Source organism: Acidithiobacillus ferriphilus (genome assembly GCF_028215975.1).
Taxonomy (GTDB): Bacteria; Pseudomonadota; Gammaproteobacteria; order Acidithiobacillales; family Acidithiobacillaceae; genus Acidithiobacillus; species Acidithiobacillus ferriphilus.
In genome coordinates this window covers 347,485-364,190 of the sequence record NZ_CP116458.1, presented here as the reverse complement: position 1 = coordinate 364,190, position 16,706 = coordinate 347,485, and the positions used below count along the sequence as shown (strand labels likewise).

General features: G+C 60.0%; 15 protein-coding genes. 8 read left to right on the top strand and 7 right to left on the bottom strand.

Annotation, left to right across the window (positions count from 1 at the left end):
• Positions 1 to 3: 3 nt before the first annotated feature.
• Together PJU76_RS01725 and cysM are read right to left on the bottom strand one after the other, a co-directional pair.
• Complete coding sequence (locus PJU76_RS01725; protein ID WP_271780226.1) at positions 4 to 2,043, bottom strand: AsmA family protein; 2,040 nt, start codon at positions 2,041 to 2,043, stop codon at positions 4 to 6.
• Between the two features lie 28 nt (positions 2,044 to 2,071).
• Positions 2,072 to 2,956, bottom strand: coding sequence for a cysteine synthase CysM (gene cysM, locus PJU76_RS01720; protein ID WP_271780225.1), 885 nt, complete (start codon positions 2,954 to 2,956; stop codon positions 2,072 to 2,074).
• A gap of 140 nt (positions 2,957 to 3,096) precedes the next feature.
• Between cysM and pgl the strand changes: the two genes are divergently transcribed.
• On the top strand, positions 3,097 to 3,807 hold the full coding sequence (gene pgl / locus PJU76_RS01715) for a 6-phosphogluconolactonase (RefSeq protein ID WP_271780224.1): 711 nt from the start codon (positions 3,097 to 3,099) through the stop codon (positions 3,805 to 3,807).
• A 34-nt stretch (positions 3,808 to 3,841) separates the two neighbouring features.
• On the opposite strand, the gene PJU76_RS01710 is transcribed toward pgl, so the two are convergent.
• From PJU76_RS01710 to glgB, 3 genes are read right to left on the bottom strand one after another with little or no spacing between them, the layout of a single operon-like run.
• Entirely contained in the window at positions 3,842 to 4,771 is a 930-nt protein-coding gene (locus tag PJU76_RS01710) for an SPFH domain-containing protein (protein WP_271780223.1), read from the bottom strand.
• A complete protein-coding gene (locus tag PJU76_RS01705; RefSeq protein ID WP_271780222.1) occupies positions 4,747 to 5,208 on the bottom strand; it encodes an NfeD family protein in 462 nt (153 codons plus the stop codon). The genes PJU76_RS01710 and PJU76_RS01705 overlap by 25 nt, the downstream gene beginning before the upstream one ends.
• Positions 5,209 to 5,222: 14 nt before the next feature.
• Positions 5,223 to 7,421, bottom strand: coding sequence for a 1,4-alpha-glucan branching protein GlgB (glgB, locus tag PJU76_RS01700; RefSeq protein WP_271781024.1), 2,199 nt, complete (start codon positions 7,419 to 7,421; stop codon positions 5,223 to 5,225).
• Between the two features lie 249 nt (positions 7,422 to 7,670).
• Here glgB and glgC point away from each other — a divergent pair, with 249 nt between their 5' ends.
• From glgC to murI, 5 genes are read left to right on the top strand one after another with little or no spacing between them, the layout of a single operon-like run.
• Positions 7,671 to 8,978: a glucose-1-phosphate adenylyltransferase gene (gene glgC / locus PJU76_RS01695; RefSeq protein ID WP_271780221.1), complete on the top strand. Its 1,308-nt coding sequence runs from the start codon at positions 7,671 to 7,673 to the stop codon at positions 8,976 to 8,978.
• 4 nt (positions 8,979 to 8,982) lie between these two features.
• Positions 8,983 to 10,686 carry a glycoside hydrolase family 57 protein gene (locus PJU76_RS01690; protein ID WP_271780220.1) on the top strand — a complete coding sequence of 568 codons (1,704 nt, stop codon included), beginning with the start codon at positions 8,983 to 8,985 and terminating at the stop codon, positions 10,684 to 10,686.
• Positions 10,687 to 12,705: an alpha-amylase/4-alpha-glucanotransferase domain-containing protein gene (locus PJU76_RS01685; RefSeq protein WP_271780219.1), complete on the top strand. Its 2,019-nt coding sequence runs from the start codon at positions 10,687 to 10,689 to the stop codon at positions 12,703 to 12,705. It begins immediately after the preceding gene.
• The gene (locus tag PJU76_RS01680; RefSeq protein WP_271780218.1) at positions 12,698 to 13,645 is read left to right on the top strand and encodes an ROK family protein; all 948 of its coding nucleotides are present in this window, start codon (positions 12,698 to 12,700) and stop codon (positions 13,643 to 13,645) included. Before PJU76_RS01685 ends, PJU76_RS01680 begins: the two co-directional genes overlap by 8 nt.
• Entirely contained in the window at positions 13,645 to 14,493 is an 849-nt protein-coding gene (gene murI / locus PJU76_RS01675; RefSeq protein ID WP_271780217.1) for a glutamate racemase, read from the top strand. Before PJU76_RS01680 ends, murI begins: the two co-directional genes overlap by 1 nt.
• Before the next feature lie 5 nt (positions 14,494 to 14,498).
• Here murI and PJU76_RS01670 read toward each other — a convergent pair whose 3' ends face one another.
• Complete coding sequence (locus PJU76_RS01670) at positions 14,499 to 15,791, bottom strand: DUF445 domain-containing protein (RefSeq protein WP_271780216.1); 1,293 nt, start codon at positions 15,789 to 15,791, stop codon at positions 14,499 to 14,501.
• 168 nt (positions 15,792 to 15,959) lie between these two features.
• On the opposite strand from PJU76_RS01670, the gene PJU76_RS01665 reads away from it, so the two are divergent.
• Positions 15,960 to 16,148, top strand: coding sequence for a YqaE/Pmp3 family membrane protein (locus PJU76_RS01665; RefSeq protein WP_009569363.1), 189 nt, complete (start codon positions 15,960 to 15,962; stop codon positions 16,146 to 16,148).
• A gap of 22 nt (positions 16,149 to 16,170) precedes the next feature.
• Here the strand turns inward: PJU76_RS01665 and PJU76_RS01660 are convergent, their stop codons facing one another.
• Complete coding sequence (locus tag PJU76_RS01660) at positions 16,171 to 16,317, bottom strand: hypothetical protein (protein WP_271780215.1); 147 nt, start codon at positions 16,315 to 16,317, stop codon at positions 16,171 to 16,173.
• A gap of 140 nt (positions 16,318 to 16,457) precedes the next feature.
• Here PJU76_RS01660 and PJU76_RS01655 point away from each other — a divergent pair, with 140 nt between their 5' ends.
• On the top strand, positions 16,458 to 16,637 hold the full coding sequence (locus PJU76_RS01655; RefSeq protein ID WP_271780214.1) for a hypothetical protein: 180 nt from the start codon (positions 16,458 to 16,460) through the stop codon (positions 16,635 to 16,637).
• Positions 16,638 to 16,706 lie beyond the last annotated feature (69 nt).

Here is a 16,706-nt window from a genome sequence, read left to right as displayed (position 1 = left end):
TGCTCACTCTCCTGTACCGACTTGGGCACCGCTATGCATGGCGGTTTTCAGACGCGCCAGCAATTCGTCCCAGTCCACCCGGCGATTGTACCCCACTATATCCACCCTGGGCAGCCCTTGCCCCTGAAGGATCACAAAACCCGAATCCTCTGTCCCCACTCCGGACAATTCGGCGACACCGTCCTTGAGATGCACACCCATCCCCAGGTGCGCGTATGCAAAGGTCTTGAACATCCGTAGAAACATGCCCTGAAAAAATCCGCTGATGCCGTTACCGCCGCCCAGCCTGGTAAGGCTCTGGACCGCCGCATAGCTGATTTTCTGAGACACGCCATGAACGGGAACCGTATGAAACTGCGCCTGAAAAGCCTTCGGCGACCAGTTCAGCAGGGTGAGATTTTTTACGTCACCGTTGAGCACCCCACTGATGTAGCCAAAGTGGAAGGCGTCAGTCAAGGGCTTCAGTCGCAACCCGGCAATCCCGATGTTGGCCCGCAGCAGGGGCAAAACACCGAGAAAATTCTCAATACGCAAATCGCCCACCCGCACCTCGCCTCCGAACACCTGAGCGGAAAGCGCGCCGCTGGTGGTGATATCTCCCGCGTGATACCGCAGTTCCGGGATGGTGGCCGATACCGTCCCGGTAAATGGCGGCCAATGCATGATCTTGGTCAATTGGGCCATGCTGACCCCCCGCAAGTCGCCGCTCATGCTAAACCCCGACCGGGGCCCTGCCCAACGTGCCGCCAGATGCCGAAAATGCAGCTCGCCCCCCAACAGGGCCAGGGTGAAGGGCTGTTGCAACTGAAAGCCCTGGGGATTGAGGACCAGCTCTACATGCAGCGGACCCGCAGGAATATGATAGAGTTCTGCGGACTGCCAGCGAAGCACCGCATCAGAGGTCTTGCCGGTACGACTCCAGGCACCCCGGCTATTCACGCCCGTCACCGCAAGATGTCCCCTGGAACTGGAAAGAGCCGCGTTGCGCAGATCCCATTTCAGCGCACTCAGACCACCACCCTCTCCCGCCACGGAAAAACGCACTTGCCCCGAGGCCTGCAACTGGGCCGCGAGACCGCCGGGAGAAGCCAGCGGTTTAATCCAATTCGCATACAGGGGTGCCATTGCTACATCCATATTCCGTATCTGCCAGCGCAGCACCCCGCCCCGAGTCGGCCGGTACAACGCAAAACCGCCCTGCCCGAGGCCGGGCCAGCGGATGCTTCCCTGGTCCAGTTGCCAGGCCTTGGCCGCCTGTTGCCAGCGGGTTTGTATCCGCAGCGCTGCGGCGGGGGCTGTCCAGTACCACGGACTCCAGAGGACACCCCCCTGGGTCCAGCGCATCCGGGCAGTGCCGTGCCATTGCCCGGTATATACACCGTCCCCTTGGAGCTGCAATGCGACACCCTGGGCGGCCTGCAAACCGTCCGGGCTACTGAACTGGAGCTGGCTGCCCTGCAATTCAAAGGCTATCTGACGCGCCTTTGCCCAGTTTGCGCCCCGCGCCCGGACTTGCCACCGGGCCTGCCCCGAGGTTTGCCAGGTGGCAGGCAGCAGGGTGAGGGCGCGCACCAGACCGGCAACCGGCAGGCTGCCCGCAGCCGTCAGATGCCACTGTCCGGCGGCGGTACTTTGCACCTGCAGACGGGCGCTGCCGAATTGCGCAGCGCGCAATGCCAGCATGGCTTGCCCACTGCCGCCCACCCGCCGCAACTGTACTTGCCCATCGCCATGCAGTGCGCCCCACGGGCTGCCGTCCACCGCCAGATGAGCTTGACGACACGCCCAACCCCGCGCCGTCTGGAGCCCGCATTGCAGCCGGGCATGCCGCCAGAGTTTGCGCTTGCCCGCTTGCGTGACGCCCGCCGCCAGGCTGAACTGATCGCCCTGCGTCGATGTGGTCAGCGTCGCGTGCAAGCGCTGCGCCGTCCAGCCCGTTCCGCTTATCCGTGCGGCGCTGATTTCCAGAATTTGTGCCCCGGCCACACCACTGATGGCGAGCCCCAGGCACAGCGTCATAGACCAGCGGACGGCTATCGGCAAAATTCTGCTGCGCCCGTGCATCATTCTCTCAAGCCGGAAAAACACCCGTAGAGAGGTAACGGTCACCCCGGTCACAGATGATGGCAACCACCACACCATGGTCCAGCTTTTGTGCCACGCTGATCGCCGCGGCCACCGCGCCACCGGAAGATATGCCCGCCAGCACCCCTTCTTCCCGTGCCAGACGACGGGCCATTTCCTCGGCTTCTTCCTGGCTCACATCGACAATCTGATCCACGGATTCAGGATGATAAATGCGTGGCAAATAGGCTTTCGGCCAACGGCGGATACCAGGAATTTTGGCCCCCTCCGTCGGTTGTACGCCGACAATCTGAATATGGGGCGACACCTCCCGCAAATAGCGGGAGGTGCCCATGATGGTCCCCGTCGTCCCCATGGATGAGACGAAATGGGTTATGGTCCCGCGGGTGTCACGCCAGATCTCCGGCCCGGTACCGAGATAATGCGCCTCGGGATTATCGGGGTTCGAAAACTGATCGAGCATGAAGCCCTCTCCCGCCGCTACCATCTGGTGCGCGAGATCAATAGAACCTTCAATACTCCGGGCGGCTGGTGTGAGAATCACTTCAGCGCCGTAGGCACGCATCACCTGCCGCCTTTCGATGCTCATGTTCTCCGGCATGATCAGCGTCATGGATAATCCCCGCACCGATGCCGCCATGGCCAGGGCGATACCCGTGTTCCCGCTGGTGGGTTCGATCAGGCGCGTAGCAGTAGTGATGGTGCCACGCTCCAACGCCCGGCGAATCATATTCACGGCGGGGCGATCTTTGACGGAACCCGCGGGATTGTTACCTTCCAGCTTCCCGAAAATCCGCACACCCGCATGCGGCGACAAGCGCCGAAATTCACATAGGGGGGTATTGCCTATCCAGTCCTCCAGACCACCCATCTCTGCCTCCTTCAGGGCAATATTCAATAGTCAGCATCATAGACCCAAGCTGCAAAGTGCGGCTATCCTGTCCGGCAAAAGATCCGGGGGAAATGTCACGCCTGCAGATCATCACCCGGAACACACAGGAGTGCATCAACATGGAAGCAGCCCGGAACCGCAACACCTGGCATATTCATCCTGATAGCACAGCCCTCGCTCAGAGATTGGCAGCAGCCATCGCGCGTATGGCCCAAGAGGCTATCGCCGCGCGCGGCGCCTTCCATCTGGTGGTCGCCGGCGGCAACACCCCGCGCGCGGCTTATGCCATGCTTCCGCAACTAGGTCGGGACTGGCAGTGCTGGCACCTCTATCATGGGGATGAGCGCTGCCTGCCGCCCCAGGACCCGGAGCGTAACAGCCTGATGCTGGATACCGTCTGGCTGTCCCAGGTACCCATTCCGGCGCGGCAAATTCATCACATTCCGGCCGAACGGGGTGCCGAAGTGGCCGCCCGCGACTACACCGCGGTTCTTCCGCCGCATGCCTTCGATCTGGTCCTGCTGGGAATGGGTGAGGATGGCCATACGGCCAGCCTTTTCCCCGGCCACGACTGGGGTCTGGAAAAGAGCAGCCCCGCCACCCTCGCCATCCACGACGCCGCCAAGGCGCCGCCCCAAAGGGTGAGCCTGAGCGGCTGGCGATTACAGTACACGCGGGAGATGTTTTTTCTCACCACGGGCAGCGGCAAGCGGGCGGCACTCGCGGCCTGGCTACGGGGCGAATCCACTCCCGCCGCACTGGTAGGCACAACGGCCGATGTCTGGCTGGACAATGCGGCCTGGCCGGAGACGGTGCCTGGGACCATTTGACCTCGGTCCCGTGAATCCGGGTTTCGCGGGCACCTCAAGCTTTCGCTGCTCCGCCCTGTTGCTTGACCATGGACAGCGCCGTACCCACCAGTGCACCGATATTGCCCAGATCCGCCGGGATCACCAGACTGGTGCTCGCCTTGGCGAGGTTGCCCCATTTTTCGATGTAGTCCTTGGCGAGTTGCATCTGCAGGGCCTCAATACCACCCGGCACCCGCGCCGCGTCGCCGATGACGCGGATGGCGGCAGCGGTGGCTTCGGCAACCAACTGGATGGCTGCAGCTTCACCCTGGGCGCGCAACACTTCCGCCTGTTTGCGACCATCCGCGACATTGATGTCCTGCTGACGCTGTCCCTCGGAAGTGTTGATCTGCTGCTGCCGTTGTCCCTCGGACTTGGCGATCAATGCCCGCTTTTCCCGCTCGGCGGTGATCTGCAGTTCCATCGCGCGGATGATTTCCTGGGGTGGAGTAATATCCTTGATTTCATAGCGCAGCACCTTGACGCCCCAGTTGATCGCCGCCTCGTCCACCGATGAGGCAACGGCCGTATTCAGCAACTGCCGGGACGAAAGCGCCGCATCCAGATGCAATTTACCGATCTCCGAACGCATGGTGGTCTGCGCCAACTGGATCACCGCCGTGAAGGGATTGCTGGAACCGTAAGCCGCTTTTACAGAATCGGTAATCTGCAGATAGAGTACCCCATCTACGGTCATAGTGGTGTTGTCGAAGGAGATGCAGACTTGCGCGGGCACCTCCATGGGCACCTCGCGCATATCAAAGCGGAAAGCAATGCGGTCCAGAAAAGGGATGATAAAATTCAGCCCCGGCTGCAATACTGCATGATATTTACCAAGTCGTTCGACGACCCAGGCGCGCTGTTGAGGCACGACCCGGATGGCGGTCCGCAGAATGAAGAAGGCCGCAACAACAACAATCAGGATAACGATGAGGGAGGACATAATGGCTCCTTGCCAGAATTTTGTCGGGGTAGCACGCCTAAATGTAGCAAGTTATCCGTCTTGGCGATGATGACGGCCCGGTCGCCCGGGCAAGGGGAAGGGCCGTCGTCGACGACCGCCAGCCATTCGGCACCGCGATAACGCACACTGTATTGCTGATTGTTGTCCGGCCCGCTGATGACATCCACGCCCTGACCCAGATCAAAGTCGCCGAGATCTTTGGTTTTGGCGGCCAAACGATGACGTAGCCACAGTCCGGTGGGCAACAGGACCAGACAAAACCCGAGAAAAACCCAGTGCAGCACCGTGCCCGGCAAAAGCAGCCCGGTAATAGCCGTGAACAGGGCCGCCAGCGCCACCGCCGCCAGGTAGAACGTACCCGTAAAAAGCTCCGCCAGCCCGGCGACAAAAGCAATGACGACATAGACCATAAACATCGTCGCCCCCAGAGTCAGCCCGTCCCGGTCAACTGTAAATAAATCGCCCCGAGAGGCGGCAGCACCAGTTCCAGCGAATGGCGCAGCCCCATCCAGGCCTGGGCCTGCGCCTGCTGCGGCAAGTTACCGATATTACCGCCGTGATAAGCGCCCGCATCGCTGTTGAATATCTCGTGATACCGGCCCGCCGTTGGCACCCCAAGGCGATAATTGTACCGTGGCACAGGCGTAAAATTGAACGCGGCCAGCACGAAGCCACCATCCCGATCCCAGCGCAGGAAACTCAGTACGGACTGGTCGGCGTCGTGACAATCCACCCAGGAAAAGCCCTCGCCCTGAAAATCCTGCACATGTAAGGCCGGGATATCCCGGTACAGACACGCCAGATCCCGGTTCAACCGCTGAATACCCTGATGCCAATCCCAATCCAGCAAGTCCCAGTCCAGGGCCTGCCCACAATCCCACTCCCGTCCCTGGCCGAACTCGTTGCCCATAAAATTCAGTTTTTTGCCGGGATGCGCAAACTGGTAGCTAAAGAGCAAACGCAAATTGGCAAAGCGCTGCCAGACATCGCCGGGCATTTTGTCCAGCAGCGAGCGCTTGCCGTGTACCACTTCGTCGTGGGACAGGGGTAACACGAAGTTTTCCGTATAGGCGTAAAGCTGGCTGAAGGTCAGGTCGTTCTGGTGAAAGCGCCGGTAGATCGGGTCCTGCTCCAGATAGGCGAGGGTGTCATTCATCCAGCCCATATTCCACTTCATGGAAAACCCCAGACCGCCGACATAGGTGGGACGGGAGACCATCGGCCAGGACGTGGATTCTTCGGCGATGGTGAGGATGCCCGGATGGCGCTCATTGAGGACCACATTCATCTCGCGCAGAAAATCAATGGCCTCCAGATTCTCCCGGCCACCGTACTGGTTGGGAATCCACTCTCCCTCCGGGCGCGAATAATCGCGGTAAAGCAGGGACGCCACCGCATCCACGCGCAATCCATCGATGTGGAAACTGTCCGCCCAGTAACAGGCATTGGCCAGCAGGAAACCGCGCACTTCGTTACGCCCGTAGTTGAAAATGTAAGTGCCCCAGTCGCTGTGCTCACCCTCGCGCGGGTCGGCATGTTCATACAGCGCGGTGCCATCAAAACGCGCCAACCCCCAGTCATCCTTGGGGAAATGCCCAGGCACCCAGTCCAGGAGAACGCCGATGCCTGCCTGATGAAAGTGATCCACAAAGGCGCGGAAGCCATCGGGAGTACCAAAACGACTGGTAGGCGCAAAATAGCCGCTCACCTGATAGCCCCAGGATTCATCCAGAGGGTGCTCCATCACGGGCATCAGCTCAATGTGGGTATAGCCCATCTCTTTACAGTAGGTTACCAGGCGCTCCGCCAGCGTCTCATAACTGAGGAAATGGCCCGCCGCATCGCGCTGCCAGGAACCGAGATGCACCTCGTAGATGTTCATGGGCGCATGCTGCCAGTCGTGGCCGGCGCGCGCCGACATCCAGCTCTGATCGGTCCAGACATGATTATCTTCCACCACCCGCGCCGCTGTACTCGGCCTAAGCTCAAAGGCGTTAGCGTAGGGGTCGGTCTTGACAAACACCACCCCGGAATCGCGGTGGCGCATCTCGAATTTGTAGATTTCGCCAACCGCCAATTCGGGGACAAACAACTCCCAGAGACCACTCAGGCCGCGCGCGCGCATGGGATGGGCGCGCCCGTCCCAATCATTAAAATCGCCAACGACGCTGACGCGCTCGGCGTTAGGCGCCCAGACGACAAATGATACCCCATCCACCCCCTCGTGCCGGTGGCGGTGTGCGCCGAGATGGTGATAGGCCTCGTAGAGACGCCCCTCGCCGAAGAGATAAATCTCCAGATCTCCCAGAACCGGGCCGAAGACATAGGGATCATAGTGCTCGTGAAGCCCGTGCCGGTCCTCCCAACGCAAGCGGTAAGGCAGGGGCAGTGCCTCGCCCTGATGCACGAAGACGCCGTCGCTATGGATCAGTTCCATAGCTATCCATCCCTTCGGCGTCTGGATCTCAACGCGGAACGCGCCAGGTAGAAAAGCCCTCCGCACGGACTGTTGACCAACCACATGCTGGCCCAGCCAGGCGAAGGGATCCGGATGACGCGCCGCACAGATCGCCAAACAGTCCGCGCTTGCGCCGGACAGATCGATCACTGTACTGTCATGCCTCGGCATTGCCGTCACTGTATCCTCCTCTGCCCGCCATCCGGGGTGACCCGTTCCCACTTTGTCGCCGTCATGACCTAACGCCTTTTTTGAGCATAACACATCTGCAGCGCAGCGCTGCTCCACCCGACGCACAATTTTTCCTGCACAGAGTCCTTGCCGCCATCACTGAAATTCAGTACCTTAAAAGTCGGCGCCTCGACAATCTCACCTATACTGCAGGAAGGTCCGTTCCATGCTAAAACCAAGGAGGAGGTAATGTCGGAAGAAGGCAGTCTCGGAGTAGCCAATTCACCCCGCTTCGTCAGCAACCTCACCAAGAATACCCTGGCTCTGGTGCTCGCCGGCGGGCGCGGCAGCCGCCTCGGTCCGTTGACCAACTGGCGCGCCAAACCCGCCGTCCCCTTCGGCGGCAAATTTCGCATCATCGATTTCTGCCTCTCTAATTGCCTTAACTCCGGTATTCGTCGCATTGGTGTCCTCACCCAGTACAAATCCCATAGCCTCATCCGTCATATCCAGCTCGGCTGGGGCTTTCTCCGCGGCGAGTTCAGCGAGTTCACCGAGATTCTTCCCGCTCAGCAGCGCATGAACACCGGCTGGTACAAGGGCACCGCCGATGCCATTTTCCAGAACATCGACATTCTCCGCGCCCATCGACCGCGCTACGTGATCATCCTGGCGGGTGATCATATTTACAAAATGGATTACGGACAGATGCTTGCCGAGCACGTCCAAAGCCAAGCCGACATGAGTGTCGCCTGCATTGAGGTGCCGCTGGAAGAAGCCAAGTCCTTCGGTGTGATGGCCGTCAACAGCGAGGATCGTGTCATCGCCTTTACCGAAAAACCCCAGGACCCGGTCCCCATTCCTGGCAATCCCGATCGCGCCCTGGCAAGCATGGGTGTCTATGTGTTCAATACCGACTTCCTCTATGAACAGCTCATCCGCGATTCCGACAGCCACGACTCTACTCATGATTTCGGTAACGACCTCATTCCCTACATGGTGTCGCGCTACCGGGTAATCGCGCATCGTTTCCGTAACAGCTGTATTTCCAGTTCCGAAGGAGGTAACAGCCGCTGTTACTGGCGGGATGTGGGCACAGTGGATGCCTACTGGGCCGCCAATATCGACCTCGTACATGTCACCCCCGATCTTGATCTTTATGACAACCGCTGGCCGATCTGGACCTATCAGGAACAATTACCGCCGGCCAAATTCGTGTTCGACGACGAAGGTAGGCGCGGTATGGCACTGGACAGCATTGTTTCCGGCGGCTGCATCATCAGCGGCGCCACCGTCCGCCGCTCCCTGCTTTTTTCTAACGTGCGGATCAATGACGGACACACGCTGATTGAAGACTCGGTCATCCTGCCCAACGTGCGCATGGGCGAAGGTGCCCGCCTGCGCAAGGTAGTGGTGGACAAAGGCACGATTATCCCGCATGGGCTTGTGGTCGGTGAAGATCCGGTCGAAGACGCCCGTCGTTTTTATCGCACGCCCAACGGGGTGACCTTGATTACCCCGGAATTACTTGGCCAGCAACTACATTTTGTGAGGTAATCCCATGCCCCCGGCGCGCGCGCTTCATGTCATTTTCTGTTGGCACATGCACCAGCCCGATTACCGCGATGCCGACGGTGTCTACGTCTTGCCGTGGACCTATCTGCACGCCTGCAAAGACTATTCGGACATGATCGCCCACTATGAGGAGAATCCCCTCGCCCGCGGGGTGTTTAATTGCGTGCCGATCCTGATCGAGCAGTTAGAGGATTACACCGCGCAGTTTCAGAGCGGACAGTTCCGCGACCCATTGCTCATTGCACTTGCCATGGAAAATCTCAAGGCACTGCCCAACGAACAGCGGCATTTCCTGCTGGAGCAATGTTTCCGCCTCGACCCGGAGCACATGCTCAACCCCTTCCCGGATTATCGTCGCTTGTATGATATTTACCAGTTAATGCTGGAGGACGTTAAGGAGATGTCGGATTACCTCTCCGTACAATACCTCGCGGATCTTCTGGTCTGGTATCACCTGGCCTGGACCGGGGAGACCGTACGCCGTGGTAGCCCTTTCCTGCGTTCACTTTTTGCCAAGGGACACGGTTTCAGCCAGGAAGACCGTCAGCAACTCGTCCACTTTCTCGGAGAACTGATCGGCGGACTGATCCCCCGCTATCGCGCCCTGGCGGAAACCGGACGTATTGAGATTTCTACCACCCCTTATTACCATCCCATCGGCCCGCTGCTGCTCGACTTTCACGCCGCGCGCGAAGCGGTAACGGACGCCCAGTTGCCCGACTGCCTGGCCTATCCCGGGGGGGCCGAGCGCGCGCGCTGGCACATCGACCAGGCACAGCAGAGTTACCTCCAGCGTTTCGGAATGCCGACGCAAGGTATGTGGCCTGCCGAAGGAGGCGTCTCTGCCGCCTTTGTCGAAATGCTCGGCAACGCCGGGGTGCGCTGGACCGCTTCCGGTGAAGGCGTACTGACTCACAGCCTGCTACTCAGCGACGATGACAGCGGCCCCCGTGGTCGGGCGGAATACTTGTACCGTCCCTATCAACTGCCGGGGAAAGGACCCGTACTCTTCTTCCGCGATGACGCGCTCTCCGACGCCATCGGCTTCGACTACAAAACCTGGTCCGGACATGATGCCGTCACGGACTTCATCCACAAGTTGGAGAGTATCTGGCGGCAGACGGAGCACGAGGCAAACCCGGTCGTCAGTGTTATTCTCGATGGTGAAAATGCCTGGGAATACTACCCTTACAATGGCTACTACTTTCTCTCGGAACTCTATAAATCCCTGGCTAATCACCCCCACATCCAGATGTGCACCTTCAGCGATTTCATCCACAATCATCCCAACGACGTGCGGGTCATACCCCGGCTGGCCGCAGGAAGTTGGGTCTATGGTAGCTTCAGCACCTGGATTGGCGACGCCGCTAAAAACCGCGCATGGGATTTGCTCTGCACTGCCAAGCAGGACGTGGATCAGCATCGCGGGCAATTCTCTGGGGAGCAGCAGGCCAAGATTTTTGAACAACTCGGTCGCTGTGAAGGTTCTGACTGGTTCTGGTGGTTCGGCGACTACAACCCCTCGGACTCCGTCCGGGATTTCGACCATCTGTATCGCCTCAACCTCCGCAAACTCTATACTCTGATGCAACTCCCCGCCCCCGACACCCTCAACAACCCCATCAGCCATGGCGGCGGTGCGGCAGAGGCTGGTGGTTCCATGCGCCGCAGCCACACGGAAGGACACTGAATGACCAACAGCACCCCCCTTCTCCTGGGTGTCCATGCCCATCAGCCGGTCGGCAACTTCCCCCACGTCATCGATGATGCCGTACTCCGCTGTTATCACCCATTTTTAGAGGCGATGTACCGCTTTCCTGGGTTCCCTTTCGCCATCCACATCAGCGGCTGGCTGTTGGCTTATATGATTGACCAGCACCCCAAAACCATCGCCTTGCTGCAAGAGATGGTAACCCGCAACCAGGCGGAGTTGGTGGGCGCCGGTGATACGGAGCCGGTGCTCGCCGCGATCCCTCACGCCGATCGCATCGCCCAAATTGAAGCCATGGCCAACCGTCTGGAGAAACACTTCGGACAGCGGCCCGTTGGGGCCTGGCTCACGGAGCGGGTCTGGGACCCCAGCGTGGTGCCCGCCCTCAACGAGGCCGGAGTGCGCTACGTTATGGTGGATGACTATCACTTTCTCTGCGCGGGTGCTTCGGCAGACCGGCTCGGCAGCTTCCACCGCACCGAAGAAAATGGCCAGAGCATCGACGTTTTTCCTATTTCTGAAGCGCTGCGCTACCGCCTGCCATTCTCTGAAGCCGACGCCGCCGTGTCGTACATTGAAGGTCTCTCCGAGCGACATCCAGGCAGTGCCGGCATTTATTTCGACGATATTGAGAAATTTGGCGTCTGGCCGGAGACCTACAGCTGGGTGTACGAGAAGGGCTGGCTGGAGCAATTCCTACGTGGCGTGCTCGACTCGCCACATATTCAGCCCATGCGTTTTCGGGATTATCTGGCTCAAAATCGCCCCCAGGGTATCATCTATTTGCCGACGGTATCCTATAACGAAATGAACGAGTGGACGCTGGCCCCTGAAGCGGCGCGCGGCTACTCCGCCTTCCTGGAACAGGAAAAAACGGCTGGTCGGCTGGAACAGCGTAAGGCATTGATCCGCGGCGGCATCTGGAAAAACTTCCTGACCCGCTACCCGGAATCCAACTGGATGCACAAACGCATGCTCCGGCTATCGCAGCGCTTTCACGCTCTGCCCAAGCGCCAACAGAGCAAAACCATGCGCGCGGACCTGCACGAAGCGCAAGCCAATGACGCTTACTGGCACGGACTTTTTGGTGGCATATATTTACCGCACCTGCGGCGCGCCATTTTCAACGCCATCCTCCGCCTGGAGGCACAACTAGACAGGATTGACGCGCGTCCCGTTCTGGAAACCAGCGATTTAGATATGGATGGAGTTGGCGAACTGCTCTATCACAATCACACTCTGCAGTTGATCATCCGCCCGGCCCCCAGCGCTGCCGTGGTAGAATGGGACTGCTATGCGCTACGACATAACCTCGGCGACACTCTGGCCCGCCGTGATGAGGCGTATTATGATAGGATCCGTCACGGCGCCGCTGCGCATGAAGCCCCCAGCGAAGGCATCGCTTCCGCCCACGACCGCGTCAGCTTCAAGACCGACATCAGTGCTGAAGACCTTACTCCGGACGCCACACCCTGCCATAGCTTTCAGGAATGGATCGACGAGAGCGCTGTCACTTACAGCGAAAGCAATTTGCCGGACGCCCCGCACTTTTCCGGCGGCGTCGCGGACGAATGGGCGGTGAGCAAACGTTACACCCTGGTGGAAAACCACCTCACGGTGGACTATCGGATCGAGTCAGCCCGCAAGCGGGTGGAAGCGCAGCGTTTCCGTAGCCGGCTCTTTCTGGCCATGCCGAGTTGCGATGGCCCGGCGGGGCAGTTCTTTGCCAATGGCCAGTCACAGGGTGGCTTTGGCAGCCCTATTCGGGGTGAAGCGACCTGGGAAATCGTCCTGGAGGATGCGGTTATGGGCGGCAAAATCGTCCTGCATTTCAATCCGCCGGTGCGCTGGCAGAGCGCACCGCACCTGACCGTCTCGCAATCGGAAGCTGGTTTTGAAAAGATCATGCAGGCCTTGCGCCTGGATCTGGACTGGTCAGTCCAGGCGGGCAAAGCGCATACCATATTGATACAAGCAGAGGTCGTTGCCCATGGCTGAAGGCTTGACCATCGGCATTGACGTGGGCGGCACCAACCTGCGCTTTGGCGTCTTTCGGGGTAACGATTTTCTGGACTCCACGCGCAGTGAGGTGGATTTGCGCGAAAAATGCGGCAAGGCTCCGGACCCGGAAAGCGCCGCCACGCTGGTCACTACGCTCCTAACCGAAGGCATTGCCGATCTGCGTCGGCATCACCCCGACATCGCCCGGGTGGGCATCGCTTTCCCCGGCTTCATCAATGATGACGGCATATTGCTGCAATCCCCCAACATCCCTCAACTGATTCAGTTCGACCTCCAAACAGCCGTGCGCACCGCCTGCCAACTCCCCGTCCTGGTCGAAAATGATGCCAACGCAGCGGGTTATGGCGAATTCTGGGAGGAACGTCAGGAGCAGCCCGATCTGCAAAATCTGCTCTATGTCGGTCTCGGTACGGGAGTCGGTGGTGGCTGGATACAGCAAGGCCTTCCCTGGCGCGGCGAGCATGGCAGCGCCATGGAAATCGGCCATATTATCGTGGTGCCGGGGGGACGGCGCTGCGGCTGCGGCAATCAGGGTTGCCTGGAGCAATATGCCTCGGCGCGGGGCGTACAATCCAGCTATGTGGAGTTGACGGGCACCGCGCCAGATACCGCCGTCATCGCTCGAATGGCCAGCGCTGGTCACGCTGAAGCCATCCGTACTTTCCAGACGGCTGGCGACTGCCTGGGACAGGCACTGGCCCATATCCTCAAGGTAAGCGATGTCGGCATCGTGAGAATTGGCGGTGGTATGAGCGCCGCCTGGGACAGTTTCGCGCCGGCCATGCTGCAGCGCCTCGATGCGGATCTGATTCCGGCCTTGCGCGGCAATGTCGAAGTGAAACGCGGCAATGATGATGACCTCGCCGGCATGCGCGGTGCCGCGCTGCTCGCCAAGCAGGCATTTTTGCACGACTGATGCGTATCGGTATCTTCGACTCGGGCATCGGCGGGCTCAGCACCCTGCTGGCCTGCTTGCGCCACCTGCCTGACGCGCATTATCTTTTCTATGGCGATAGCGCCCACGCTCCCTACGGCGACAAAAGTCCCGCGCAGGTGCGGCAGTGGACAGAGGAAGCCTATGCCTGGTTCATCAGCGTCGGCGTAGATGCGGTAGTCCTCGCCTGCAACACCGCTACCAGCGCCGCCGTCGCGCCTTTGCGGGAACGCGCCGACATACCCATCATCGGTATCGAACCCGCCATCAGAAAAGCGCTGACAGACCACCCGCAGAGCGGAATTCTCCTGCTCGCCACCAGCATCACCGTCAACGGCGAAAAACTGCGAAACCTTCTGGGCCGACTGGAAAACGGGCAGGAACGTGTCCGCCCTTTGGCCTGCTCCGGTCTCGCCGAGATCATCGAGACGCAGGATACGGACTGGAGCGCCCGCGTCCGCCGCTATCTACAGGTGCGGGTCCAGCCCGCGCGCACTGCGGACATTGGCGTGGTCGTCCTGGGCTGTACCCATTACTGCTGGATCAACAACCTGATAAACGACACCTTGGGCGGGGACATTGCCGTTGTCGATGGCAATGACGGAGTTGCCCGTCAACTATGTCGCCGGTTGGGTGTCCCCATCGGGACGGATACGGCGCCGTCACTACCTCGTCATGCCCGGATATCTCTGTACTTCACCGCCGACAATGACGTAAAAAGCCGCCTGGCTCGCCAGCTTTTGGCCGCGAGCGGAGTAAGCATGGATACGCAGCCAGATTTGCCGCACGCCAGGGCGTGTTCCTCCAATCCCGGCCCTGCTGGCCGATAGGGAGGCTATATCAGCAACGGCACCACCAGAGCCAGGGCATGAATGGCAATACCGATCATTCCGCCCACCAGCGTCCCGTTGACGCGAATGTACTGCAGATCCGTACCCACCCCTTCCTCCAGGAGGAGGACCATGTCCCTATCCGGCCAGGCATGTATCGTCGCTTCGATATGCTCGGCCAGACCATCGCGCAGGGCCGGCGCCAGACGGCGGGCGCTGTCCTCCAGGTAGCCATTGAGCGCGTCGCGCAATGTCTGCTGCTCGCCGAGGAAAAGGCCCAGTTGCTGGGACAAACGCTGCACCTGTCCCTGCAACCGGGAATCCGGGCGCTGCAAGTCGGTTTCCAGCCAGGAGCGCAGATCGCGGAGCAAGCCATCCACATAGGCCTGCACCGCCGGATGGGCGATCAAACCATTCTGCCAGCGCTGCACCCGAGCCTGGAAGGCGGCATCCGTCTGCAAACGGAGGATGGCATCCTGCATCCAGCGATCAAAGGCCAGGCGGCGGGGATGCTCCGGGTCATCCGCGATTTCCTGCAACAACTGATGCGCCGCCCTCACCAGATTGCGAGCCAGATTCTCACTCAGCGTGGCCGGGTCCATAACCGCCCCCATCCATGCGAAAAGCGTCGGATAGGCGCGCTTGAGAATCGTCCCGATTTGATCGGCCAGCAGATGCTGCGTATCTTCACCATCCAGCCATCGACGCAGACGCTGAACGCCGTCGTCGAGCAGTGCCTGGTGCCGGTGATCTTCGGTCAGCAGCGCCAGAATACTCCCCACCCAGCGCGCGCCGTCTATGCCCTGCAGTTGCCGTCCCAACGCGGCGCGCAAGACGATGCGCAATTCGCGGTCGTCACTGAGGGCCAACCCTTGTTGGAGCAAGACCGTCATCTGCCGGGCCAATAGCGCGCTATTCCCGGCATCGCTCAGCCACTGCGCCAGCCAAGTGGCCGGATCGGCGCGGCGCAACAGGCGCACAATGGCCTCGGCCTCCAGAAAGTGGTCGCGGATAAACTCCGCCAGACGGCGCGCCAAACGCGCCTTGTTCCGCGGCAGGATCGCCGTGTGCGGAATGGGCAATCCCAGGGGATGCCGGAAGAGCGCGACCACCGCAAACCAGTCCGCCAAAGCACCCACCATGGCCGCCTCCGCAAAGGCCCCCACCCAGGCCCAAGGCCCGGCAAAGTCCTGTGCTGCCGCCACCAGAAACAGCGCCAGCGCCCCCAGCAACAAACCCAGCGCCCAGCGGCGCAGCACACGCAGTCTTTGAGTCCGGTCTGGTTTAGCGGCGGTCACTATAGCTCCTGTAGGTGAGGGCGGGCACGGGCGCATCCCTGGGGTGTCTGGCCCGGAGTTTAGCAGAAGGCAGCGCTTGCCCGGTAAAAGTGCGGCAAGGGCTTGAAGCACCGACAGCACCAGCCGTAGTATGGACAGGCGACAAGAGAAGGCCTAGAGGGGGAGCACATGCGTCTGTTTTTAGCTATTTTTCTGCCATTTCTGGTGTTTTTCACTATTGGCCGCCCGATTGCGGGGATTATTTGCCTGATTTTGCAGATCACGCTGATCGGCTGGGTGCCCGCAGCCATCTGGGCGGTGTATGCGCTGAGTCAGTACAAGACGGACAAGAAAATCGAAAGGGCGTTGGGGAGGTAAGATAGGGTTGCCAGTGCCATGATTAGGCACCATCGCCCGTAGCTTTTTGCGTCGCATGCACCGCCTCGAAGATCTCGCGTGCCAGTATCGGGAATGCCGTGCGCTGGAAATCACCATCGTCCATATAGCGGGTCACGATCTTGTCGTTCTCGGCCGTGCGCTGAATCATCAAGTCCTCATGAACGCGCTGTTCAATCAGCAAGACAAGCGAATCAGCGATTCATTTTCTATCAAAAGATAGTCCACTCACGTCACACCTGATAAATTACAGCCTTTGCCATTGATTGCTGCGGTCGGAGGCGGTAGGCCATGAATAAAACATTCCTGAATCTGCATCCTGACCGGCTGGAAGTTGTCAATCCCGATCCCTTGCCACTTGGCGTCACACCGCAGAACATGCTGCACACGCTGATGCGCATCGAACCCCACCGGCTTGCTGGCCTTGATTGTGGAAGATGTCGGGCGCTACCCGCAGTCGAAGATTGGTGACATTCACCAGCGCATCAGTCTGGAGATTCCGCGTTAGCGTATCTGGCGCGGAATCGAACAATTGGTCAA

Bases quoted from the DNA above. Each gene is read 5' to 3' on its own strand.
- cysM (WP_271780225.1), bottom strand. From the start codon at position 2,956: ATGGGTGGTCTGGAGGACTGGATAGGCAATACCCCCCTATGTGAATTT.
- pgl (WP_271780224.1), top strand. From the start codon at position 3,097: ATGGAAGCAGCCCGGAACCGCAACACCTGGCATATTCATCCTGATAGC.
- PJU76_RS01710 (WP_271780223.1), bottom strand. From the start codon at position 4,771: ATGTCCTCCCTCATCGTTATCCTGATTGTTGTTGTTGCGGCCTTCTTC.
- PJU76_RS01705 (WP_271780222.1), bottom strand. From the start codon at position 5,208: ATGTTTATGGTCTATGTCGTCATTGCTTTTGTCGCCGGGCTGGCGGAG.
- glgB (WP_271781024.1), bottom strand. From the start codon at position 7,421: ATGCCGAGGCATGACAGTACAGTGATCGATCTGTCCGGCGCAAGCGCG.
- glgC (WP_271780221.1), top strand. From the start codon at position 7,671: ATGTCGGAAGAAGGCAGTCTCGGAGTAGCCAATTCACCCCGCTTCGTC.
- PJU76_RS01690 (WP_271780220.1), top strand. From the start codon at position 8,983: ATGCCCCCGGCGCGCGCGCTTCATGTCATTTTCTGTTGGCACATGCAC.
- PJU76_RS01685 (WP_271780219.1), top strand. From the start codon at position 10,687: ATGACCAACAGCACCCCCCTTCTCCTGGGTGTCCATGCCCATCAGCCG.
- PJU76_RS01680 (WP_271780218.1), top strand. From the start codon at position 12,698: ATGGCTGAAGGCTTGACCATCGGCATTGACGTGGGCGGCACCAACCTG.
- murI (WP_271780217.1), top strand. From the start codon at position 13,645: ATGCGTATCGGTATCTTCGACTCGGGCATCGGCGGGCTCAGCACCCTG.
- PJU76_RS01665 (WP_009569363.1), top strand. From the start codon at position 15,960: ATGCGTCTGTTTTTAGCTATTTTTCTGCCATTTCTGGTGTTTTTCACT.
- PJU76_RS01660 (WP_271780215.1), bottom strand. From the start codon at position 16,317: ATGATTCAGCGCACGGCCGAGAACGACAAGATCGTGACCCGCTATATG.
- PJU76_RS01655 (WP_271780214.1), top strand. From the start codon at position 16,458: ATGAATAAAACATTCCTGAATCTGCATCCTGACCGGCTGGAAGTTGTC.